The sequence below is a fragment of the Bradyrhizobium sp. HKCCYLRH1030 genome (assembly GCF_051168395.1).
Taxonomy (GTDB): Bacteria; Pseudomonadota; Alphaproteobacteria; order Rhizobiales; family Xanthobacteraceae; genus Bradyrhizobium.
Window position 1 is genome coordinate 1 of the sequence record NZ_JBNPUY010000003.1, and the last position, 20,910, is coordinate 20,910.

22 protein-coding genes are annotated in these 20,910 nt (G+C 65.0%); 14 read left to right on the forward strand and 8 right to left on the reverse strand.

What is annotated here, in order from left to right:
* From nifH to ACQR1E_RS10295, 11 genes are all read left to right on the forward strand, one after another.
* A partial coding sequence (gene nifH / locus ACQR1E_RS10245) for a nitrogenase iron protein (protein WP_434896998.1) occupies positions 1-780 on the forward strand: 780 nt, incomplete at its 5' end.
* 83 nt (positions 781-863) lie between these two features.
* Positions 864-1,598, forward strand: a complete 735-nt coding sequence (locus ACQR1E_RS10250; protein WP_434844002.1) for a nitrogen fixation protein NifQ — start codon at positions 864-866, stop codon at positions 1,596-1,598.
* Positions 1,599-1,615: 17 nt separating this feature from the next.
* On the forward strand, positions 1,616-2,110 hold the full coding sequence (gene irrA / locus ACQR1E_RS10255) for an iron response transcriptional regulator IrrA (protein ID WP_315713082.1): 495 nt from the start codon (positions 1,616-1,618) through the stop codon (positions 2,108-2,110).
* Between the two features lie 326 nt (positions 2,111-2,436).
* Positions 2,437-3,576 carry a homocitrate synthase gene (gene nifV / locus ACQR1E_RS10260; RefSeq protein ID WP_315825160.1) on the forward strand — a complete coding sequence of 380 codons (1,140 nt, stop codon included), beginning with the start codon at positions 2,437-2,439 and terminating at the stop codon, positions 3,574-3,576.
* Between the two features lie 2 nt (positions 3,577-3,578).
* A complete protein-coding gene (gene cysE, locus ACQR1E_RS10265; RefSeq protein WP_315825159.1) occupies positions 3,579-4,370 on the forward strand; it encodes a serine O-acetyltransferase in 792 nt (263 codons plus the stop codon).
* A complete protein-coding gene (nifW, locus tag ACQR1E_RS10270) occupies positions 4,367-4,705 on the forward strand; it encodes a nitrogenase stabilizing/protective protein NifW (RefSeq protein WP_315713078.1) in 339 nt (112 codons plus the stop codon). Before cysE ends, nifW begins: the two co-directional genes overlap by 4 nt.
* 261 nt (positions 4,706-4,966) lie before the next feature.
* Complete coding sequence (locus ACQR1E_RS10275) at positions 4,967-5,812, forward strand: electron transfer flavoprotein subunit beta/FixA family protein (RefSeq protein WP_316187002.1); 846 nt, start codon at positions 4,967-4,969, stop codon at positions 5,810-5,812.
* Positions 5,813-5,848: 36 nt separating this feature from the next.
* Complete coding sequence (locus ACQR1E_RS10280) at positions 5,849-6,955, forward strand: electron transfer flavoprotein subunit alpha/FixB family protein (protein ID WP_315713073.1); 1,107 nt, start codon at positions 5,849-5,851, stop codon at positions 6,953-6,955.
* A gap of 22 nt (positions 6,956-6,977) precedes the next feature.
* Complete coding sequence (locus ACQR1E_RS10285) at positions 6,978-8,285, forward strand: FAD-dependent monooxygenase (RefSeq protein ID WP_315768820.1); 1,308 nt, start codon at positions 6,978-6,980, stop codon at positions 8,283-8,285.
* Between the two features lie 41 nt (positions 8,286-8,326).
* Entirely contained in the window at positions 8,327-8,623 is a 297-nt protein-coding gene (locus tag ACQR1E_RS10290) for a ferredoxin family protein (RefSeq protein ID WP_172112536.1), read from the forward strand.
* Between the two features lie 151 nt (positions 8,624-8,774).
* Positions 8,775-8,981: a TOBE domain-containing protein gene (locus ACQR1E_RS10295; RefSeq protein ID WP_315713067.1), complete on the forward strand. Its 207-nt coding sequence runs from the start codon at positions 8,775-8,777 to the stop codon at positions 8,979-8,981.
* A gap of 27 nt (positions 8,982-9,008) precedes the next feature.
* Here the strand turns inward: ACQR1E_RS10295 and ACQR1E_RS10300 are convergent, their stop codons facing one another.
* Positions 9,009-9,572, reverse strand: a complete 564-nt coding sequence (locus ACQR1E_RS10300) for a DUF2478 domain-containing protein (protein WP_315768941.1) — start codon at positions 9,570-9,572, stop codon at positions 9,009-9,011.
* 73 nt (positions 9,573-9,645) lie between these two features.
* Between ACQR1E_RS10300 and modD the strand changes: the two genes are divergently transcribed.
* The gene (gene modD, locus ACQR1E_RS10305; protein WP_434872286.1) at positions 9,646-10,527 is read left to right on the forward strand and encodes a ModD protein; all 882 of its coding nucleotides are present in this window, start codon (positions 9,646-9,648) and stop codon (positions 10,525-10,527) included.
* A 13-nt stretch (positions 10,528-10,540) separates the two neighbouring features.
* On the opposite strand, the gene ACQR1E_RS10310 is transcribed toward modD, so the two are convergent.
* The 7 genes from ACQR1E_RS10310 to ACQR1E_RS10340 all read right to left on the reverse strand — a co-directional run bounded on the left by ACQR1E_RS10310 (position 10,541) and on the right by ACQR1E_RS10340 (position 18,844).
* The gene (locus ACQR1E_RS10310; RefSeq protein WP_316174144.1) at positions 10,541-12,886 is read right to left on the reverse strand and encodes an ABC transporter substrate-binding protein; all 2,346 of its coding nucleotides are present in this window, start codon (positions 12,884-12,886) and stop codon (positions 10,541-10,543) included.
* A gap of 103 nt (positions 12,887-12,989) precedes the next feature.
* Positions 12,990-13,907, reverse strand: a complete 918-nt coding sequence (locus ACQR1E_RS10315) for a sel1 repeat family protein (protein ID WP_315752869.1) — start codon at positions 13,905-13,907, stop codon at positions 12,990-12,992.
* Between the two features lie 503 nt (positions 13,908-14,410).
* Entirely contained in the window at positions 14,411-14,956 is a 546-nt protein-coding gene (locus tag ACQR1E_RS10320; protein WP_434872285.1) for a carboxymuconolactone decarboxylase family protein, read from the reverse strand.
* Positions 14,957-14,958: 2 nt separating this feature from the next.
* Positions 14,959-15,513 carry a peroxiredoxin gene (locus tag ACQR1E_RS10325; protein ID WP_315713058.1) on the reverse strand — a complete coding sequence of 185 codons (555 nt, stop codon included), beginning with the start codon at positions 15,511-15,513 and terminating at the stop codon, positions 14,959-14,961.
* 770 nt (positions 15,514-16,283) lie between these two features.
* Positions 16,284-16,994 carry a DUF1045 domain-containing protein gene (locus tag ACQR1E_RS10330; RefSeq protein ID WP_316201793.1) on the reverse strand — a complete coding sequence of 237 codons (711 nt, stop codon included), beginning with the start codon at positions 16,992-16,994 and terminating at the stop codon, positions 16,284-16,286.
* Positions 16,995-17,000: 6 nt separating this feature from the next.
* Positions 17,001-18,185, reverse strand: a complete 1,185-nt coding sequence (locus ACQR1E_RS10335) for an alpha-D-ribose 1-methylphosphonate 5-triphosphate diphosphatase (RefSeq protein ID WP_434896999.1) — start codon at positions 18,183-18,185, stop codon at positions 17,001-17,003.
* Positions 18,182-18,844 carry a DapH/DapD/GlmU-related protein gene (locus ACQR1E_RS10340; RefSeq protein WP_434897000.1) on the reverse strand — a complete coding sequence of 221 codons (663 nt, stop codon included), beginning with the start codon at positions 18,842-18,844 and terminating at the stop codon, positions 18,182-18,184. Before ACQR1E_RS10340 ends, ACQR1E_RS10335 begins: the two co-directional genes overlap by 4 nt.
* Before the next feature lie 174 nt (positions 18,845-19,018).
* Between ACQR1E_RS10340 and phnC the strand changes: the two genes are divergently transcribed.
* Together phnC and phnD are read left to right on the forward strand one after the other, a co-directional pair.
* Positions 19,019-19,828, forward strand: a complete 810-nt coding sequence (gene phnC, locus ACQR1E_RS10345) for a phosphonate ABC transporter ATP-binding protein (RefSeq protein WP_434897001.1) — start codon at positions 19,019-19,021, stop codon at positions 19,826-19,828.
* A gap of 79 nt (positions 19,829-19,907) precedes the next feature.
* Positions 19,908-20,840: a phosphonate ABC transporter substrate-binding protein gene (phnD, locus tag ACQR1E_RS10350; protein ID WP_434897002.1), complete on the forward strand. Its 933-nt coding sequence runs from the start codon at positions 19,908-19,910 to the stop codon at positions 20,838-20,840.
* The last annotated feature ends 70 nt before the right edge of the window (positions 20,841-20,910 follow it).

Consider the following 20,910-nt stretch of genomic DNA (forward strand, 5'->3'; position numbering starts at 1 on the left):
ATCGTCGGCTGCGACCCCAAGGCGGATTCGACCCGCCTGATCCTGCACGCCAAGGCGCAGGACACGATCCTGAGCCTGGCCGCTGCCGCGGGCAGCGTCGAGGACCTCGAGATCGAGGAGGTCATGAAGGTCGGCTATCGCGACATCCGCTGCGTCGAGTCCGGCGGTCCGGAGCCGGGCGTCGGCTGCGCCGGCCGCGGCGTCATCACCTCGATCAACTTCCTGGAGGAGAACGGCGCCTACGAGGACATCGACTACGTGTCCTACGACGTGCTCGGCGACGTCGTGTGCGGCGGCTTCGCGATGCCGATCCGCGAGAACAAGGCGCAGGAAATCTACATCGTGATGTCCGGCGAGATGATGGCGATGTATGCCGCCAACAACATCTCCAAGGGCATTCTGAAATATGCGAATTCCGGCGGCGTGCGCCTGGGCGGCCTGGTCTGCAACGAGCGTCAGACCGACAAGGAGCTGGAGCTGGCGGAGGCTCTCGCCAAGAAGCTCGGCACCCAGCTGATCTACTTCGTGCCGCGCGACAACATCGTGCAGCACGCCGAGCTGCGCCGCATGACCGTGCTGGAATATGCGCCGGATTCGGTCCAGGCCGGGCACTACCGCTCGCTGGCGCAGAAGATCCACAACAACGGCGGCAAGGGCATCATCCCGACCCCGATCACGATGGACGAGCTCGAGGACATGCTGATGGAGCACGGCATCATGAAGGCCGTCGACGAAACCCAGATCGGAAAGACTGCCGCCGAACTCGCCGCAACGGCTTAAGCAGTCTTGGTACCGGCCTTCCTCCCGTCGGAAGGCCGGTACCTCATCGCATGTCCCGTCGGCGCGCGGCAGGGGATCAAGCTATGACCATCGCAATCGTGGGCGTCTCGGAGTCCGTCGCTGCCGGCCTGCAACCGTCGCCGCGCAACGGCTCCTGCGAAGAGAACGCGCGGCATCACGGCCGCCAGATTTACCGCCTGCTGACCGGCGTCGATCCCGACGAGGCGCTGATCGACAGTGACATCGGTTTCGATCGTCACGTCATCGCATCCGTTCTCGCCGTTTCAGCGATGGAGCATGGCGCGCTGGCGGAGCGCGCGGGGCTTTCGACCGTCGAACTGATCGCACTGCTGGCGCAGTTGTTTCCGGCAGCCTCGATCGACTCCTCATGGCTGCCGATCACCGGGGCCGTGGCCGCGCCGGACGAGGACGAAATCACGATGGTGCGCGATCTGCTCGCCGCGCAGCGCTCCACGGACGGCGAGGTAGGCCGCTGGCTCGCGGCCATGGTGGCGCGTCGCGCGATGGAGCCCAACCATCTCTGGGAAGACCTGGGCCTGCGCGAGCGCTCCGAATTGTCGCGCCTGCTGATGCGCCACTTCGCGCCGTTGGCGAGCCGCAACACCAGCAACATGCGCTGGAAGCGCTTCTTCTACCGCATGCTGTGCGAGGATGATGGCTTCGTGATGTGCACGACGCCGGTCTGTACCCAGTGCAACGACTTCCAGCTCTGCTTCGGCGAGGAGAGCGGCGAGAGCCGGATGGCCGAACGGCGGCGCGAGGTGGCGCTGCAGGAGGCGGCGGGCGCCGCGATGTGAGTTCGAGGACCGTGATGATGTTGATGGACAGCCAGCTTGGATCCCCGTGCAACTCCGACGGCGGACGTTGTCCTCAGGCGGAGACCTGCGAAGCTGGCGAGATCCTGATGCGTCGATGCGAGGACGCGCTGCGCCGGGCCGGGTTGCGCCCCACCCAGCAGCGTCAGCAACTGAGCCGGATTCTGTTCGGCGGCGGTGACCGCCACATCACCGCCGACGCGCTCTATGCCGCAGCCGTTGCTTCGGGCATGAAGATCTCGCAGGCCACCATCTACAACACGCTCAACCAGTTCGTGGAGCTGGGCCTGCTGCGCCAAATTGGCGTGGACGGCTCGAAATCGTTCTTCGACACCAATACGACCGTGCACCCGCACTTCTTCTACGAGGACGAAGGCGCGCTCGTCGATGTGCCCGGACAGGTCGCGTTCGAGCAGATGCCCGAGCCGCTGCCGGGTTATGGCATGGAGCGGATCGACATCGTCATTCATCTGCGCCGCAGGCGTCACGCCTGACGGCAGCGCAGGTCGCCACGCGGTCCAGGCGCTGCGCGGGCATGTCTCTCTGCGTCGACGTTCGACGTTCGATGTCCGACGCTGTTACGAATCCGACAATTCGGGGCGTTGGAAAAACAATCAGATATTCAATTGGTTGGCGTGGTGTCCGGCGGTGGCATGGCCGTTGCTGAGTGAATGGCAGGCCGCAACGGAGCGTCGTGCTTCTGGCGGCCGCACACAGGTTGCGACGGAGCGAGTGAATGCCAGACGTCTCCGGACAGCGCGGGTCTAGGAATGCCCGAGATGCCGGCTCTGCCCACGGGGGCACAGCCTCGGGGAGCCCGATGCCCCGGGTCATCCTCAACGATACCACGCTCCGCGACGGCGAACAGGCGCCGGGCGTCGCCTTCGCCCTCGGCGAGAAGGTCGCGATCGCTCGTGCGCTCGCCCGTGCCGGCGTTCCCGAGATCGAGGCCGGCACGCCGGCGATGGGGGCCGACGAGATCGCGGCGATCAGGGCGATCGTCGAGGCCGGTCTGCCCGCGACCATCATCGGCTGGTGCCGGATGCGCGAGGCGGATGTCGATGCGGCGATCGCGGCCGGCGTCTCGATGGTGAATGTCTCCATCCCGACATCCGACGTGCAGATCGCCGCCAAGCTCGGCGGCAGCCGCAGCGCCGCGCTGGAGCTGCTCAAGCGCGTGGTCGGCTATGCGCGAAGCCGCGGACTGGCCGTTGCCGTCGGCGGTGAGGATTCGTCGCGCGCCGATGTCGGCTTTCTCGCCGAGGTGATCGCGACCGCGAAGTCGCTCGGTGCCCGACGCTTCCGCGTCGCCGATACACTGAGCGTGCTCGATCCCGACGCGACGTCAGCCCTGGTCGGCGCCTTGCGTGCGACCACGGACCTGGAGATCGAGTTTCACGGCCATGACGATCTCGGTCTTGCCACCGCCAACACGCTGGCGGCGGTCAAGGCGGGCGCGACCCATGCGTCGGTCACCGTGATCGGCCTCGGCGAGCGTGCCGGCAATGCCCCGCTGGAAGAGGTCGCGGTCGCGCTGCGGCAGCTCTACCGGCGCGAGACCGGCATCGTGCTGGCCGAGCTCGATCACGTCGCCAATGTCGTGGCGGCCGCCGCGGCACGCGCCATTCCACTCAACAAGGCCATCGTTGGCGAGCACGTCTTCACCCATGAATCCGGCATTCACGTCGACGGCCTGCTGAAGGATCAGCGCACCTACCAGGCGCTCGATCCGGTACTGTTCGGCCGCTCCAATCGGATCGTGATCGGGAAGCATTCCGGGCTGTCGGCGATCACCTCGTTGCTGTCGGATTTGCGGCTGCCGGCGAGCGCCGACCAGGCCCAGCGCATCCTGGCGCGGGTGCGCAGGCATGCCGTCGCTCACAAGGGGCCGGTGCCGAAGGAGGCCGTTGCGGCCATCTGGCGCGAAGTCTGCGATCACCCGCTGGCGAGCTTTGCCTGATCATGAGCGACATCGTCGATACCCCCATTGCAGAGCCGATCGTCGTCGAGGCGAGCCGGCCTTCGCTGCTTCGCCTGATCCGCGAGGACATTGCGTGTGTCCGCTCGCGCGATCCGGCGGCGCGCAGCGAAATCGAGACACTGCTGACCTATCCCGGCATTCACGCGCTGATCTGGCACCGCCTGGCGCATCGGCTGTGGATCCGCGGCTGGCGTTTTCCGGCGCGCTTGTTGTCGTGGCTCGGACGTTTCCTGTCGAATGTCGACATTCATCCGGGCGCCGAAATCGGCCGCCGCTTCTTCATCGATCATGGCGCCTGCGTCGTGATCGGCGAGACCGCGGAGGTCGGCGACGATGTCACGTTGTATCACGGCGTCACCCTGGGAGGTACGTCGTGGTCGCCAGGCAAGCGGCATCCGACGCTGGACAGCGGTGTCGTCGTCGGCGCCGGCGCCAAGATTCTCGGACCGATCACCATCGGTCCGCGGACCCGCGTCGGTGCCAACTCCGTCGTCATCCAGAGCACGCCGCCCGACGTCACGGTGGTCGGGATCCCCGCCAAGGTGGTGCGGCCTGAGTTCACCCATCGGCGGACCGTCGGACGGATCGATCTGGACCATCATTTGATGCCTGATCCGGTCGGTGAAGCCCTTTCCGTGATGCTGGACCGGATCGAATTCCTCGAGGCGCAGCTCGCTCACACCAGGCAGAGGATGCGTCAGGGACCGCCGCCTCCGGCGCCGACCTCTCTCTGCGAGGTTGATCCGATTTCGAGTCAAGGAGCAAAGCAATGACTGCGGCAACGCCGAACGTTCTGGACGAACTGAAGAAGACCTCCGCGGCCGAGGAGTTCTTCAAGCTGCTCGGTGTCGACTACGATCCCAAGGTGCTCAACGTCTGCCGGCTGCATATCCTCCGCCGGATGGGGCAGTACCTCGTCAGCGAGGACTTCTCCGGCGTTTCCAGTGAGGACGTCGCAGCCCGCTGCAAATCGTTCCTGGAGCAGGCCTATCAGGACTTCCTCGTCTCGACGCCGCTCGATCAGCGGGTGTTCAAGGTGCTCAAGGAGGCGGTGGCGCCGCCGAAGCCGGCTCCAAAGCCGTTCGTGTCGCTGACGACGCTCAAGTAGCGCATGAACTGACGATCGCTCCCACCAGCGCCGCCAGCACGACTGGCGGCGCTTCTGCGTTCAAGCGAGCCGTGCGCTTTCAAGTTCCTGTCGCATTCCCGACGCGTGTTGCTTGCGACGTGTCGGACCTCGTCGGCGAGTTTTCAGAAGCAGATCGGGTTCATGCGCCAAGGTGTTGAATCCGTGCCAATAATCATCGCGGCCGAAACTGGTACGACAATTGCTGTCCTGATCGCAGGACTACACACCCGGAGTGATCGCATGCATATCGTCGTCTGCATCAAGCAGGTTCCGGACTCCGCGCAGATCCGCGTTCATCCGGTGACCAACACCATCATGCGCCAGGGTGTGCCGACCATCATCAACCCTTACGACCTGTTTGCGCTCGAGGCGGCGCTGCAACTGCGCGACAAGTTCGGCGGCGAAGTGACGGTGCTGACCATGGGACCGCCGTCCGCCGAGGACTCGCTGCGCCGGGCGCTGACCTACGGCGCCGACCGCGCCGTGCTGCTGACCGATCGCTTCTTCGCTGGCGCCGATACGCTGGCAACCACCTATGCGCTGGCGACAGCCATTCGCAAGGTCAGCGAGACCTTTGGCGCGCCCGACATCGTGTTCACCGGCAAGCAGACGATCGACGGCGACACCGCCCAGGTCGGCCCGGGCATCGCCAAGCGGCTGGGCCTGCTGCAGCTGACCTACGTGGCGAAGATCCGCGAGGTCGATCCTGTCGCGCGCACCATCGAAGCCGAGCGCCGCTCCGAGGGGGGCGTTCAAGTGCTGAAGACCAAGCTGCCGTGCCTGGTGACGATGCTGGAGGCGACCAACGAGATCCGCCGCGGCGCCATGGCCGATGCGCTCCGTGCGGCGCGCGCTCAGATCGTCACCTGGAGCGCCAAGGACGCCGGCGTCGAGGACATCTCGAAGTGCGGCTTGAAGGGCTCGCCGACCATCGTGAAGCGGGTCTTCGCGCCGTCGGCCCGGGCGGAGAAGGCAACCATGGTCGACTTCTCGAGTCGCGCGCCGGCCGACGCCCTGATCGAGGAATTGTTCAAGCGGCAGCCGAAGCTCGAAGCCGACCTGACGACGTCAGCGCACGGCTTCTGATCCAGACGGCTTTTGACGGACCAAGGGACGACGATCATGAGCGAACCCACCAAAGCACCGCCCGCCGCAGCCGGTCGCGCCGCGACCAAGAAGGAGCTGCCCGAGCATTTCAAGGCCTACAAGCACGTCTGGGTGTTCATCGAGCAGGAGCGCGGCCAGGTCCACCCGGTATCCTGGGAGCTGATGGGCGCCGGACGCAAGCTCGCCGACAAGCTGAAGGTCGATCTCGCGGCCGTCGTGATCGGTCCTCCCGGAGAAGCCGTGCAGCATGCTGCCGCGGAGTCGTTCTGCTATGGCGCCGATCTCGCCTACATCGTCGCGGACGGCGTTCTCACCGACTATCGCAACGAAGCCTACACCAAGGCGCTGACCGACGTCGTCAACACCTTCAAGCCGGAGATCCTGCTGCTCGGCGCCACCACGCTCGGCCGCGACCTCGCCGGCTCCGTCGCGACAACGCTGCTCACGGGTCTGACCGCCGACTGCACCGAGCTCGACGTCGATGCCGACGGCTCGCTGGCCGCGACGCGTCCGACCTTCGGCGGCTCGCTGCTCTGCACGATCTACACGCTGAACTATCGGCCGCAGATGGCCACCGTCCGCCCGCGCGTGATGCCGATGCCGGACCGCGTCGAGAAACCCGCCAGTCGCATCATCGAGCACAAGCTCGGTCTCGTCGAGGAGGACATCGTCACCAAGGTGCTGTCCTTCATTCCGGATCGCGATTCCGCCAAGTCCAATCTCGCCTATGCCGACATCGTCGTGGCGGGCGGGCTCGGGCTTGGCTCGCCGGAGAACTTCCAGCTCGTCAAGGGGCTCGCCGCGGTGCTCGGCGCCGACTTCGGCTGCTCGCGGCCGCTGGTGCAGAAGGGCTGGGTGACCTCGGATCGCCAGATCGGCCAGACCGGCAAGACCATTCGGCCCAAGCTCTACATCGCCGCGGGCATCTCCGGCGCGATCCAGCATCGGGTCGGTGTCGAGGGCGCCGACCTGATCGTTGCCATCAACACCGACAAGAACGCGCCGATCTTCGACTTCGCGCATGTCGGCATCGTCACCGATGCGATCCGGCTGCTGCCCGCGCTGACGGAGGCATTCCGCGCGCGTCTGTCGCCGCATTCGCGCGATCGCATCGCAAGCTAGGCACCAGAGAGGGAGCAGGGCAATGATCGAGGAACGTTTCGACGCGATCGTCGTGGGTGCCGGCATGGCCGGTAATGCGGCTGCGCTGACCATGGCCAAGCGCGGCATGAAGGTGCTGCAGCTCGAGCGCGGCGAGTATTCCGGCTCCAAGAACGTGCAGGGCGCGATCCTCTACGCCGACATGCTGGAGAAGCTGATTCCGGACTTCCGCGAGGAAGCGCCGCTGGAACGCCATCTGGTCGAGCAGCGCTTCTGGATGCTCGACGACAAGTCGCATGTCGGCCTGCACTACAAGTCGGACGACTTCAACGAGGAAAAGCCGAACCGTTACACGATCATCCGCGCCCAGTTCGACAAATGGTTCTCGTCCAAGGTCAAGGAGGCTGGCGCCACCGTGCTGTGCGAGACCACCGTGACCGAGCTCGCGCAGGATGCCTATGGCAAGGTGATCGGCGTCAGAACCGATCGGCGCGATGGTGAGATCCATGCCGACGTCGTCGTGCTGGCCGAGGGCGTCAACGGCCTGCTCGGAACCCGCGCCGGCCTGCGCGAGCGGCCGAAGCCGGAGAACGTCGCTCTCGCGGTCAAGGAGATGCACTTCCTGCCGCGCGAAACGATCGAGGCGCGCTTCAACCTGAAGGGCGACGAAGGGGCCGTCATCGAGGCCGTCGGCACGATTTCCCGCGGCATGACCGGCATGGGCTTCATCTATTCCAACAAGGAGTGCATTTCGCTCGGCATCGGCTGCCTCGTCTCCGACTTCCAGAAGACCGGCGAGACGCCATACGGCCTGCTCGAGCGGTTCAAGCAGCATCCGTCGGTGGCGCCGCTGATCGAGGGGTCGGAAGTCAAGGAGTACTCGGCGCACCTGATTCCCGAGGGCGGCTACAACGCGATCCCGCAGCTCTGCGGCGATGGCTGGGTGGTGGTCGGCGATGCCGCCCAGCTCAACAATGCCGTCCACCGCGAGGGATCCAATCTCGCGATGACCTCCGGCCGCATCGCCGCCGAGGCGATCTTCCAGGTGAAGTCGCGCCGCGATCCGATGACCAAGGAGAACCTCGCGCTCTACAAGAAGATGCTGGAGGACTCCTTCGTCATCAAGGACCTGAAGAAATACAAGGACATGCCGGCGCTGCTGCACAACCAGTCGCAGAACTTCTTCCTGACCTATCCGCAGCTCGTCTCCAAGGCGATGCAGAACTTCGTGCGCGTCGACGGCACGCCGAAGAAGGAGAAGGAAAGCAGCACCGTGCGCTCCTTCGTGAATGCAAGGTCATGGACCGGCCTGTTCGGTGACGCCTTCAGGTTTGCTCGGGCGTGGCGATGATTGGTGAATGAACGAAACAGCTCAGGCGAGGGAGATCAGACATGAGCACGGACGTCGCAGTCAGGGTCGAAGACAAGCTGTTCTATAATCGCTATCAGGTCGATCCCGGCCGGGCCCATATCAAGGTCCGTCCGCATACCACGCCGACGCCGCAGTTGAAGGCGCTTCTCAAGGCCTGCCCGGCACGCTGCTACGAACTCAACGACAAGGGCCAGGTCGAGATCACGGTCGACGGCTGCATCGAATGCGGCACCTGCCGGGTCATCGGCGAGGCCAGCGGCGACATCGAGTGGAGCTATCCGCGCGGCGGCTACGGCGTGCTGTTCAAGTTCGGCTGACGCCGTCGGATCATGCCGTCGACGGGGTGCCGCAAACGCAGCGCCGGATCATCAATCCTGTATTGTGTTTGATATAGGTCATTGAGTTCTGGCACGCGTTCTGTTTACATTGAGCAGCAGCAACGAGGCTGCAACGGATGAGGAACAGCACGTGAAGCTGAGCGCACGAAATGTCTTACCGGGACGAATCATCTCGGTTGAAAAGGGAACGACCACCGCCCACGTCAAGGTGGAGCTCGCCCCGGGACTGACAGTCTTCTCGGCGATCACCAACGAGGCGGTGGACGAACTCGCGCTTGCCGTCGGCGACAGCGTCTCCGCCGTCATCAAGTCGTCGGATGTGATGATCGGCAAATAGAAGCGTGGCGCCGAATTGCTGCGCCGATCAGCCGCGCGACGCCTGTCGCGCGCGCAGGTCGAGCCACCAGGTTTCCATCGCGGAAAGCGACGGCTGGAGCAGCGTGCCGAAATCGCCCGCAAAGGTCCGCCAGTCGTCGATGCATTTCTGCGGCACGGCCGTCAGCACCGGAATCCCCGACGTGATTGCGTCGGCCAGCTCGCCGCGCAACCCGCTTCCGGAAGCCTCCTGCTTGGAGAACTTGTTGATCACGATGAGGTCGGCATGGGCCGCGATGGCGCGGTGAACGGCCATGCCGGCTTCGGCAAGGCCTGCGGTGTCGAGCTTGCAGGCTGTCGATCCGGTGCCGAGGTCCTGACAGATCGAGATCGTGTCGCCATTGGCGAGATCGATCACGTCCATTCCGCTTTTCTTGCCGACTTCGTCTCTCGTATTGCGCTGAACGATGCCGCCGACGCGGACGCCCCGTTGCAGCAGCTCCTGGGCAAAGGCGTCCAGCAAGGCATCGGCGTCGTCGCCCGGTCCGTAGAGAATGGCGGCGAGACGGGGCTGATTGGGCTCGGCGGAAGCAGGAAGATCGTGCGGGATCATGCGGGGCCTGGCGATCGGGGGCGGGCGGCGACCAGGGTTTATATAGAGGATGCAGCCTGTGGAGAAAGAGCAGATGTCGCGCGCGCCGACCACCGCTACGCACCATGATCTGGAAGCGCTGCTCCGCGACGATGTCCCCTATGGCGACCTGACGACGGAGACGCTCGGGATCGGCGCCGAGCCGGGCCTGATGCACTTCGCTGCGCGCGGCCGCATGGTATTGGCCCTGGCCGAGGACGCGGCGGCCTTGATCGAGCTCACGGGCTGCCATGTCGAATTGTTCGCCGGCAGCGGAATGGTACTGGAGGAGGGGGCTCCGATCCTCCGTGCAGAGGGCACGGCGGCCGGCCTGTTGCGGAGCTGGAAGGTGGCGCAGACGCTCATCGAGATCTGGTCAGGCGTCGCCACCGGGGCGGCTGCGATCGTCGGCGCGGCGCGCGCGATCAGGCCTGGCATTGTGGTCGCCTGCACGCGCAAGAACGTCCCCGGAACCAAGCCGTTCGCCGTTGCCGCGGTGAAGGCGGGTGGCGCGGTGATGCATCGGCTCGGCCTGTCGGAGTCGGTGCTGGTGTTTCCGGAACACCGGGCGTTTCTCGGCGATGCGCCGCTTGCCGATGTCGCCGAGCGGTTGCGGCGGAGCGCGCCGGAGAAGCGGCTCGTGATCGAGGTCACCACGGTCGAGCAGGCCGTCGCCGCCGCCGTGGCCGGCTTCGACGTCATCCAGGCCGAGAAATTTTCGCCTGCCGACATCGCTGCGCTGACGGAGCGTATCGCCATCAGCGCGGCGCTGCCGCGGCGGCCGATCATTGCGGCCGCGGGTGGCGTGAATGCGCAGAACGCCGCTGCCTATGCTGCGGCGGGGGCAGACGTGCTGGTCACCTCGGCGCCCTACCTCGCGCGTCCCTGCGACGTGCAGGTGCGGATCAGCCCTGCCTCGGCCACGGCCACGGCTTGACCGCACGACCCGGCTACTGTGGGTGCCGCGGAGCGGCGCGCTTCTGGCGGTTGGCTCGCCATTCCATGAATTCACGGAACAGCCGGGGATCGGCCGATACGCCGCTAGCCTGCAGATCGTTGGCCTGTGCGTTCGCCCCCAGCATCTGGGGAGGCGGCGTATTGCGATCGAGCCAGTCCTGTGCCGTCTTGAACCGTGTCCAGCCGGCGATCGGCGCCAGCGGCGCCACCTCCTGCCATTTCGGGTGGTATGGCGGCCGTTGCAGCGTCTGCATGTTGCTGAAGAAGGCTTCGACCAGCAGAGACAGCCGGCGGTGACGGTCGCTGCCGGCCGGCCAGTTGAACGACGCCAGCACGGCCTCGGCCGCGATCGTGTTCACCGGCGCCGAGGCGCCGACGAGGTTCGGATAGTCCTCGGCGGACAATTGCGCCGGCAGATAGTCGTCGTGCAGAGCCTTGTCGTAGTCGACGGGCACCAGATGCAGATTGGGATCGCTGACCTGACTCAGCCATTGCACCGGCTTGCCCTCGACCGTGATGATGGCGTCTATGTCGCCCCTGCGCAGCATGTCCAGCGCCAGCCGCGGCTCGATATAGAGCAGATGTGGCCTGATCCCGAGGCGCTCGAACACGTTGATCGAGGTGACGAAGGTGCCGCCGTCGGGCAGGTCGACGGCGATGGTCTTGCCGTCGAGCTCGCTCAGGCTGGCGATCGATCTCGGCGCCAGCACGTGCATCTCCTCGTTGAACAGCTTGGTGACATAGACCAGTTGTTCGCGGATGTTGTTGGCGAAGTCCTTGCGCTCGAGAAAGGCCAAGGTGTCCTTGCGGATGATGCCGGCGTCGACGCCGCGCAGCAGCAGGATGTCGGCGACCGATTGCACCGAGCCGCGGCCGATCACGGGAAGGATGCGCAACTCCGTCCCCTTGTCGAGCGCGGATGCGAGGTCCGCGCCCATATTGGCGTAGGTGCTGCCGAACGAGCCGGTCATCAGCGTGACGGTATTGGCATTCAGCTGGTTGGCCAGATCGCGCTTCGCCGTGCCGTAACGGAAGATGGTCTTGAAGGAATCGCTGACGCTGCCGGGATCGATACCGCTCCGGACCGGACCGAAGCGCTGCCACTTGCCGCCGGTGAACTGCATCATCTGCATCTGCTCCAGCGGCGCGTGATCATGGGGGCTGGTGTTGACGGTGATGCCGGGCGTCAGCATCGGCAATTTGAGGCTTTTCAGGGATGCCGCCTGCTTCATGATATTGTCGCGCGACAGGTCGTCGCCGCAACTCCGCAGCACTGCGACCATCGCGTTTGCCGCGAGGTAGCCGAAGGTCGCAAGACCATTGCTCCTCGGTACGTCCGGCAGATAGCGGTCCATGAAGGCGGACCATTCGCGGTAGGATGGATCGCCTGCAGCCGCGGCCTCCTCGCCCTCGTAGTAATAGCCCGCGGACAGGATGCCTTCGGCATTCTGCAGGCCGGCCGGCTGCATCACGGCGGACACCGATTCCGAGACCGTCGAGATGATGTGGTCCGGACGCCAGCCGAGCTCGGCCGCGCGGCGGATCGCCATCACGGCGAATTTGGGCGTGGTCACGTCGAAGAAGATGTCGGCGCCGGAGGCCTTCAGCGTGGCGATCTGCTGATTGACGTTGGCGTCGGTGACCTTGTAGCCGGCTTCCGCCACGATCGGGAGCTTGCCGCCCAGGCCGTCCTTCAATCCCTTGACGTAATCCCTTCCGAAATCGTCGTCCTGATAGAGAATTGCGATCTTGCCGCGGCTGTGGGTCTCCAGCAGGTACTGGGCATAGACGTGCGCCTCGGCCTGGTAGCTCGGCTGAAAGCCCATGGTCCACGGAAAGTCGTGCGGCTGGTCCCATTGCGAGGAGCCGGATGCCACGAACAATTGCGGGACTTTGTTGGCGTTGAGATAAGGGCGCACCGCCAGGTTGGGAGCCGTGCCCAGGCTCGCAAACATCAGCAGGACGTTGTCCTCCTCGACGAGCTTGCGCGTCATCTCCACCGTCCTCTGCGGCGCATAGCCGTCATCGTAGGAAATGAAGTTGACGCGCCGGCCGTTGATGCCGCCCTCGGCATTGATCTTGTTGAAGTAGGCCGCGATCGTCTTGCCGATGACGCCATAGGCGAGAGCCGGGCCGCTGTAGGGCATGGTGTTGCCGATGCGGATCTCGTTGTCCGCGGCGACCGCTTGATGTCCGGTCAGCGCCAGCGGAGCGGACAGAGCCAGGGCGAGGCATGCGGCTGCTCGAGGGGGGCTGATCTTTGCATCCCGTGGTCTGCGACGTCGGCTCCATCTGGCGGCCAAGCCGGCGCGAACTGCAGCATGGATGCCGTGCATCATCAGTCCTCCCATCGATATTTGGTTCTCGGGCGCAGCAGATCGCGGCCGCCCGTCTCGCAGGGAGCGGTCCGGGTCGCGTCTCGAGCGCTTCGAGATTTATGCGTTAGCGCGCAGCCGAGATGCGTCGGCTGGCTTCCGGCGATCCTTGCTCCGCAGCCCTGAGATACCAGGTACGCGCCTTGGCTGCGTCGGGAACAGCACCGAGCAACCGCGATTTCGTCAGTTCGGCCGGGTCATAGGTGCGCGCGAGCAGAAGGGAGGCGTCCGCAATTCCGGCGTCGGAAAGCCGCGTCAGGATCAGGCGCGCGCTGGCGACGTCGCCCGCGGCGAGCAGGTCGCGTCCGCGCTTCATCAGCGCATCGACCTCGTCTCGCGGCAGCGGAACGGTCGGGCGAGGCGAGGCCATCGGGAGCGCAGCGGAGGGGGGCGAGACCGCCGGTGCTGCCGCGGCTGGCGCTGGCGACGTCGGCGTCGAGGGCCATGGCCGCATCGCCAGTTCTGTACCGCTGGGAGCCGCGAGCGCGGCGACCGTCTGCGGCGGGTCGTCCTGGGCGACCTTGGCTTCCGCAGGATCGATCTGGGCCAGGCTTTCCAGCACGGCGGTCGGCATGATCGGGCTCTTGCCACCCGGTGTCGCTGCGCTGTTGTCGAAGGAGACCATGTTGACCACCATCATGGCGATGGAGGCCGCGATGCCGACGGCGGCACCGATCTTGATGATGCTACTCAGCCGCAACGATTTGTCCGGATCCTCCGGCGGCAGGGGCATCACCACGGGATCGAGCTTCGCGCTCCAGGCACGGTGGGCCTCCTCATCGTCGAGGTCAAGGGCCGCTGGCCGGGCCGGCAGGGAGCTTGGCCGGGACACCAGATGATGCGGCAGGGGGATGCCGTCGGCGGGCGGATCGAATGCCGTCGGGCCGGCCTCCGTCTGGCGGCGGCGCGGCGCATATCTGCGGAGCTCTTCGTTCGCCCAGGGCGGCGCTGGTTTCGCCGGATCGTTCTGATCTGGAGCACTCATCACTAGCCTCCTGTCTCCGACGAACGGGTCGTGGGAGATAGCTTCAGGACGTCGGGCGCGCGCGGTCCAACCGAAGCGCACATGATGCGACATCGGGGACATTGCATCAACGCTTCCGTCGAGACCGACAGGTCCGGTTTCCTTCCGACATGCACGCCATTGTTTTCGCGCGCCCTGGTCACAATCGATGTTGCTTGGTCCCTAAGCTGATCAATGTTCTTGTCGGGAAGGGTGAGTAGGTAAGGCTATTTGATGGAAATTTCCCGGCGCGCCGCATCGGTGACTACGCGCAATGCGCGAGACCGGGGGCGAGTTCTGCGCTTTGCGGAAAGATCGGTTGGAGTATCAGGATGCCGCAGCCATCTCGACTTTGCCGCGAGGTCAGGGGCTTAGCGGACCGAGGAGTTGCAGGCGCGCCGGGAAATTCTGCAACTCAGGCGAGAAATGGCGAAAGACAAATGCGGCCGGACAATGCCGGCCGCATTCACATATCCGATCGATTCTTATTCCGCCGCCAGCGCGACGGACACACCAGCGGCTTCGATCGCAACGGCAACCGACTGGATGATGGCGGCAAAGCGCACGGCGGTCTGGATCGTGGCCGCGGGCACGCCCGCATCCTGCAGGACCTTCTCGTGCGAATCGATGCACGTGCCGCAGCCGTTGATGGCGGACACCGCGAGCGACCACAGCTCGAAATCGGCCTTGGCGACGCCGGGGTTGGCGATGACGTTCATCCGCAGCCGGGCCGGCATCGTCGCGTACTCCTTGTTCGAGGCAAGGTGCACGAAGCGGTAGTAGACGTTGTTCATGGCCATGATCGCGGCGGCCGATTTCGCCGCCGCCAAAGCGGCGGGCGACAGCTGCGCGGCCGCAACCGATTCGAAGGCCGCAACGACGCTCGGATTGCGAGTCGCAATCGCGCAGGCGACGAGCAGGCCATATTTGGCCTGCGGCGACAGCGTCTCGTCGGAGACCATGGACGACAGATTGAGCCTGACGTCCTTGGCGAAGTCCGGGATCTGGTCCTTCAGCTGCTCGATCGACATGATCAGGCGACCTTCAGGGTCTCGCCGCCGACTTCGCGGTTGCACGGGCAGAGCTCGTCGGTCTGCAGCGCGTCGAGGACGCGCAGCGTATCCTTCGGAGCGCGGCCGACATTCAGGTTGGTCGCATAGACGTGCTGGATGGTGTTGTCGGGATCGACGATGAAGGTGTAGCGATAGGCGACACCGTCGGGCGAGCGGACGCCGAGGCCGTCGACCAATGCGCCCTTGGTGTCGGCGAATTGCCAGATCGGCAGCTTGTGCAGATCCTTGTGGTCGCGGCGCCAGGCGAGCTTGCAGAACTCGTTGTCGGTCGAGCCGCCGAGCACGACGGCATCGCGGTCCGCGAAGTCCTTCGCCAGGCGCGCGAACTCGGCGATCTCGGTCGGGCAGACGAAGGTGAAATCCTTCGGATAGAAGAAGATGATCTTCCACTTTCCAGGGAAGCTGGTCTCGGTCAGGGTCTCGAAGGCGCTCTCGCCCTTCTCCTCCTGAAGATGAAAGCCGGGTTTCACGCCGACGATTTCAAACGATGGCAGCTTGCTTCCGATTCCGAGCATTGGGGCACTCCAAGAAAATTATTGCGCTGCAATAGCGAGGCGCATTGTGCATTGCAAGCGATATGCCATTCGTTTTTAGTATCAGTGGATTGTCGAAAACCCGACACTTGGCGGCAACATGCTGCGAGTGCGAGGCCGTGGCGATGGGGAGCTTTTGGATGGAGCTGGCTTGGAGAGTCGGCTTCGTGACATTGCGATCGGACATCGAGCGGCGACAGCCGGAGCGCGCGCGTCGTCGCGACGGCAAAATGAGGTTGATATCCGCTTGGTCGAAGCGCCATGCGACGTCGTGTTGACGGTCTCGACGACGCCCGACGTGCAATCTCTTTGTGCGGCCGAAGTGGCAAAATTGACATTATCGCCTTCGTCGCGATGCACGTTTGACCACGGCGACTCGCTAAGCGGCAGCAAGGCGACAAGCCGTCGGCAGATCACGCCGCGGCACGGTGCAAGGTGTCGCACGGCGCACAGTGTTGTCAGCTTTTCAGCAGATCGCGTCTGTTATTTCGCCTTGCTGCGCGATGACCCGACCATAGTCTCCTCGCAGATTTTCATCGGCCTGGGAGGAGTTCATCACCATGAGCGAAACTGTCTCGGCACCAAATGCAAGCGCGAGCCTGTCGATCGATCGACGATTTCTCGCGACCTCAGCCGCGCTCGCGGCAGGATGGGGAGCCCTGCCGCGGGAGCGCGCCGACATCTCGCCGCCACTCTCGGTCTTCGACCGCGAGGCGCCGCCGCACTATGCAGGCCATGCCGAGCTGACGCCGCTATCCCCCCTGGACGACCGTGAGCGGCCAGTCTCCGATGATGCGGAAACGTTCGTGGGCATTGGCCTGGCGGAACAGCACAATCCTGTCGATCCGGAGCTCTGTCAGTGACAGTGCCGCGAATCTCTCCTGCAGCATCATCAGGATCGGCCGGCGCCGTTCGTCGGACAGCCGGCAGGTCAGCGTCATGTGGAAGCGGAAATCCTCCATGACATAGGGATAACCCCAACGATCGAGATGATCGCGCTGCCGTGGTGTCAGCAGATCCGGCTTGCGGCGGGCGCGATCATCAGCGGTCATCGGCGCGCGGAACGGCTCGAACGCCTGGACACAATCGGCCGCGAGCTGTTGCAGCGCCGGCGACGGCTCGCCGGGGATCATCGCGATGAAGCCGCTGATCGCGTCCACGATCGGACGGATGGCCGGGACGGCTCGCGGCGTGGCCGCGAACGCGGCACAGGCGCTGCGGAGCGCGGCTTCGTTCTCCGCATCGGACAGCTCGAACGGAGCCTTCAAGGTCGCGTGAAAGCCGTATTTGCGCGGGTCTGCGGTCAGCTCAGCCCAGTCTGGAAGCGCGCGGACGATCTCGCTCGGAAAGCTGCGGTCATCGCCGCTCCACGCGTCGTATCCGAGCAGGCTCGCGCCGAATTCCGCCAGATCCGCCGTCGCTGGTGGAGCATAATAGATCGCATAGCGCAGAAGATTGGCCATGGTTCGCTACTCCGCCGCCATGACACGCGCCGGCCGGGCGTTCAGCCGGTCTGTCTCGGTGAGATAGACCAGCCGGCCGGACGCGATCACGGCGACGACATGGGGGCGCAACGGCACGCGGTCGTCGACCAGAATGATATCGGCGCGGCGGCCCTCAGCGAGCGTGCCGCGGTCTGCCAGCCCGGCTGCGCGTGCAGGGCTGCCCGAGATCAGATCCCAGGCGCGCGCCAGCGGGAGAACGCCCTCGGCCGCGAGCCGGTACGCTGCCAGCAACGGTGCGGGATAGTAGTAGTCGGAGGCCAGCACCGAGCAGAGGCCCTTGGCGATCATGTCGCTGGCCCTCGTCCACCCGGTATGGCTGCCGCCACGGACGACGTTGGGCGCGCCGAATACGATGGCGTCGCCGCCCTGGGCGGCCTCGCGCGCAGTCTCCTCGTTGACCGGAAACTCTGCGATGGTCACGCCCTGGCTGCGAAACGCCTTGCGCATGGCCGGGCTGTCGTCGTCGTGCGACAGCATACGGACACCAGCCGTGCGAGCGATCTCGGCCAGCCGCGCGATCGAGGCCGGAACGGCATCGGCGCGAGAGGCGACGCGCGCGACCAACTGGTCGAACTCCGCGCCGGGCAGGCCGGTGCGGTCGACCATGCGCTGGCGCTTGTGCGGCTTGTCCAGACTCGCCACCGTCGAATCCATGTGGTCGTTGAAGGCGAACAGGTCGACGCGCCGGTCGGCGAGCCACCACCCGATCTCCTCCTCGTCGTCGAGATTGAAGGTCTCGTGGCGCAGATGGAAGCGCGTGTCGGCTGCGAGCCGCGGGCGCAGCGCTTCGATCGATTCGAGCAGGCGCCGCGCATTGTCGGCGCTGCGCAGGCCCGGCTCCCACGACCAGGTCGTCGCGTGAAAGACCGTGGTGATGCCATTGCTGATGGCCTGGCGGTCGCTGTCGATCAGCGCAACGTCAGTCGGGAAATCGACCCCGGCGCGCGGCATCATCTGGCGCTCGAACGCATCGCCGTGAATGTCGACGATGCCGGGGAGCACGGTGAGTCCCTCCGCATCGAGTTCGAGACCCGACCGGCGTCCCGGTGTCCCGACGCCGGCGACAATGCCGCCGGATATAATCAAGGAGGTGTCGACGAGGTCAGTATCGACGAGGCAGCGGCCCCGCGAGATGGAGATATCGGTCATGGGGCGGCACTCTGCCGCACCGCGACGCGCGCGTCGAGGGCAGCCTCGTATTTGTCGAGAAACGCGGTGATCGCGAGCTTGCGGAAATCCGGCAGCGCCGCGCGCAGCGCCTCGTGATTCCAATTCCACCACGCCAGATCCAGCAGCCGCTGCTCGACCTCGTGCGGAAACCGGCGCTTGATCGGACGCGCCGGATTGCCGGCGACGATGGTATAGGCCGGAACGTCCTTGGTGACGATGGCGCCAGCCGCCACCACCGCGCCGGTGCCGATGTTGCGGCCCGGCAGCACGATCGCGCCATGGCCGATCCAGACATCGTGTCCGATCTGGACATGATGCTCTCTCCGCCAGGCGAAGAACTCCGCATCGTCCGGCTCTCCTGGAAAATAGGCGCTGGCGCGATAGGTGAAATGGGCCTGCGTCGCCCGCTGCATCGGGTGGTTGCCCGGATTGATCCGGGTCATCGCCGCGATCGAGCAGAACTTCCCGATCCTCGTGTAGGTGATCTGGGAATCGTTGACCACGTAGGAGTAGTCGCCCATCGTCACCTCCTGCAGGATGGTGCGGGCGCCTATCTCGCAATAGGCGCCGAGCGTCACGTCCTGGAGCTTGGCCGAAGGGTCAACGGTAGGTTCAATCGAAAGCGACTTGCCGGCCATCTTGCGTCCCGTCTCTACGCCTGTGAGGGTGTTGGATCTCCCCTATGACAGAGGCGTGACATCTGCATGACTGTGACCGGCATGTGGACGGGTGTGGCGCTGCAGTGTCGCTGTCACATAACTGTAGAATCCAAACGTTAGCGATAGGCCGAAGCGAGGCGTCTGGAGAATTCAATGCTGGTGGTGGATGGCCTGACGTGCCGTTTTGGCATGAAAGCCGCAGTCGACAACGCATCCTTCTCTGTTGCACCGGGCAGCTTCGTCGGCGTGATCGGGCGTTCCGGCGCCGGCAAGTCGACCCTGCTGCGGTCCATCAATCGTCTGAGCCCGGTGAGCGGCGGGCGCGTCCTCTTCAAGGATCTCGACGTGACGGCGCTGCGCGGCCGTGACCTGCGGAAGTGGCGCGCGCGCTCCGCGATGATCTTCCAGCAGTTCAATCTGGTCGGCCGATTGGACGTGCTGACGAACGTGCTGATGGGGCGGCTCGCCGAAATCCCGTCGTGGCGCTCTCTGGCGCAGCTCTGGCCGGCGGAGGATGTCGCCATGGCGCTGTCCGCGCTCGAGCAGTTCGACATGGCCTCCCTCGCAGCGCAGCGCGCCGATCAGCTCTCGGGCGGGCAGCAGCAGCGCGTCGCGATCGCGCGCGCGATGGTGCAGAACCCCGAGATCATTCTCGCAGACGAGCCGATCGCCTCGCTCGATCCCCGTAACACCAAGGTCGTGATGGACGCGTTGCTGCGCATCAACAAGCATTTCGGCATCACCGTCGTCTGCAATCTGCATTCGCTCGATCTGGCGCGCAGCTATTGCGATCGCCTGATCGGCATGGCGACCGGACGGATCGTGTTCGACGACGTGCCGTCGGCGCTGACGGCGCAGATCGCACGTGAACTCTACGATCTCGAGGCGGACGAGGTGATGGGTTCGATCCATCCGGCACCGGCGGCAACGGTGCCGGTACTCGGCGAAGCGGCCGTGGCCTGAGACGCGGATTTCTGCAAGCTCGAGCTTCCGCATGGCGCGGGGGCGAGACCTGTTACTTACTGCAACAAGAGGGTATGTTATGATCAATCGTCGCATCGTTCTGGCGGGCGTCGCTGCGCTGGCTTTCACGGCCTCGGCGTCAGCCGAGGACTGGAAGGCGAAGTATCCTGAGCTGACCTTCGCCGTGGTCCCGGCAGAGAACGCCTCGGGTGTCACCGAGCGCTGGACGCCTTTCGTGAACTATCTCTCGAAAGAGCTGGGCGTGAAGGTGACGCTGCGTATCGCCAACGATTATGCGGCCGTGATCGAAGGCCAGCGCGCCGGCAACATCCACATCGCGAGCTATGGCTCGGCGTCGTTTGCCCGCGCCCGGCTCACCGGGGTCAAGACCGATGCCTTCGCCAACGACATCAACTCCGACGGCAGCACCGGCTACTATTCGGTGTTCTTCGTCAAGGCGAGCAGCCCGTACCGGAAGGTCGAAGACCTCAAGGGCAAGAATCTCGGCCTCGTCGATCCGAACTCAACGTCGGGCAACAACGTGCCCCGCTTCGAGCTCAACAAGATGGGCGTGACCGACGCCGAGACGTATTTTGGCAAGGTTGTCTTCACCGGCAGCCACGAGAACGCGGTGCTGGCCCTTTCCCAGGGGACTGTCGACATCGCGGCCAACCAATGGACGAGCGACAACGATTCGACGTTGGCCCAGATGCTGACCAAGGGCATGCTGAAGAACGCTGACGGTTCGCCGATGAAGAAGGACGACTTCCGCATCATTCACAAGTCGGCGCCGATCATCAACGGCCCCTACGCCTACAACACGGACCTGCCGGACGATCTGAAATCGGCGATCGCCAAGGCCTTCTTCGATGCGCCGATCAAGGACAAGGTCGCCTTCGACCGTCTCTCCGACGGCCAGAAGAAGGGCTTCCACCCTGCCACGACGAAGGACTGGGATGGCACGATCGACCTGATCAAATTCGTCGACAGCCTGCGCAAGAAGGCGTCCTGATCGACGATCCATCGATGGTGAGCCGGGTCTCGTGGGGCCCGGCTCGTCCGTTGAAGAATCCCTCACACGT

Bases quoted from the DNA above. Each gene is read 5' to 3' on its own strand.
- phnD (WP_434897002.1), top strand. From the start codon at position 19,908: ATGATCAATCGTCGCATCGTTCTGGCGGGCGTCGCTGCGCTGGCTTTC.
- ACQR1E_RS10325 (WP_315713058.1), bottom strand. From the start codon at position 15,513: ATGCTCGGAATCGGAAGCAAGCTGCCATCGTTTGAAATCGTCGGCGTG.
- ACQR1E_RS10330 (WP_316201793.1), bottom strand. From the start codon at position 16,994: ATGGCCAATCTTCTGCGCTATGCGATCTATTATGCTCCACCAGCGACG.
- phnC (WP_434897001.1), top strand. From the start codon at position 19,019: ATGCTGGTGGTGGATGGCCTGACGTGCCGTTTTGGCATGAAAGCCGCA.
- nifV (WP_315825160.1), top strand. From the start codon at position 2,437: ATGCCCCGGGTCATCCTCAACGATACCACGCTCCGCGACGGCGAACAG.
- ACQR1E_RS10310 (WP_316174144.1), bottom strand. From the start codon at position 12,886: ATGATGCACGGCATCCATGCTGCAGTTCGCGCCGGCTTGGCCGCCAGA.
- ACQR1E_RS10320 (WP_434872285.1), bottom strand. From the start codon at position 14,956: ATGTCGATCGAGCAGCTGAAGGACCAGATCCCGGACTTCGCCAAGGAC.
- ACQR1E_RS10315 (WP_315752869.1), bottom strand. From the start codon at position 13,907: ATGAGTGCTCCAGATCAGAACGATCCGGCGAAACCAGCGCCGCCCTGG.
- ACQR1E_RS10340 (WP_434897000.1), bottom strand. From the start codon at position 18,844: ATGGCCGGCAAGTCGCTTTCGATTGAACCTACCGTTGACCCTTCGGCC.
- ACQR1E_RS10285 (WP_315768820.1), top strand. From the start codon at position 6,978: ATGATCGAGGAACGTTTCGACGCGATCGTCGTGGGTGCCGGCATGGCC.
- ACQR1E_RS10280 (WP_315713073.1), top strand. From the start codon at position 5,849: ATGAGCGAACCCACCAAAGCACCGCCCGCCGCAGCCGGTCGCGCCGCG.
- cysE (WP_315825159.1), top strand. From the start codon at position 3,579: ATGAGCGACATCGTCGATACCCCCATTGCAGAGCCGATCGTCGTCGAG.
- irrA (WP_315713082.1), top strand. From the start codon at position 1,616: ATGTTGATGGACAGCCAGCTTGGATCCCCGTGCAACTCCGACGGCGGA.
- ACQR1E_RS10335 (WP_434896999.1), bottom strand. From the start codon at position 18,185: ATGACCGATATCTCCATCTCGCGGGGCCGCTGCCTCGTCGATACTGAC.
- ACQR1E_RS10300 (WP_315768941.1), bottom strand. From the start codon at position 9,572: ATGATCCCGCACGATCTTCCTGCTTCCGCCGAGCCCAATCAGCCCCGT.
- nifW (WP_315713078.1), top strand. From the start codon at position 4,367: ATGACTGCGGCAACGCCGAACGTTCTGGACGAACTGAAGAAGACCTCC.
- ACQR1E_RS10290 (WP_172112536.1), top strand. From the start codon at position 8,327: ATGAGCACGGACGTCGCAGTCAGGGTCGAAGACAAGCTGTTCTATAAT.
- ACQR1E_RS10250 (WP_434844002.1), top strand. From the start codon at position 864: ATGACCATCGCAATCGTGGGCGTCTCGGAGTCCGTCGCTGCCGGCCTG.
- ACQR1E_RS10275 (WP_316187002.1), top strand. From the start codon at position 4,967: ATGCATATCGTCGTCTGCATCAAGCAGGTTCCGGACTCCGCGCAGATC.
- modD (WP_434872286.1), top strand. From the start codon at position 9,646: ATGTCGCGCGCGCCGACCACCGCTACGCACCATGATCTGGAAGCGCTG.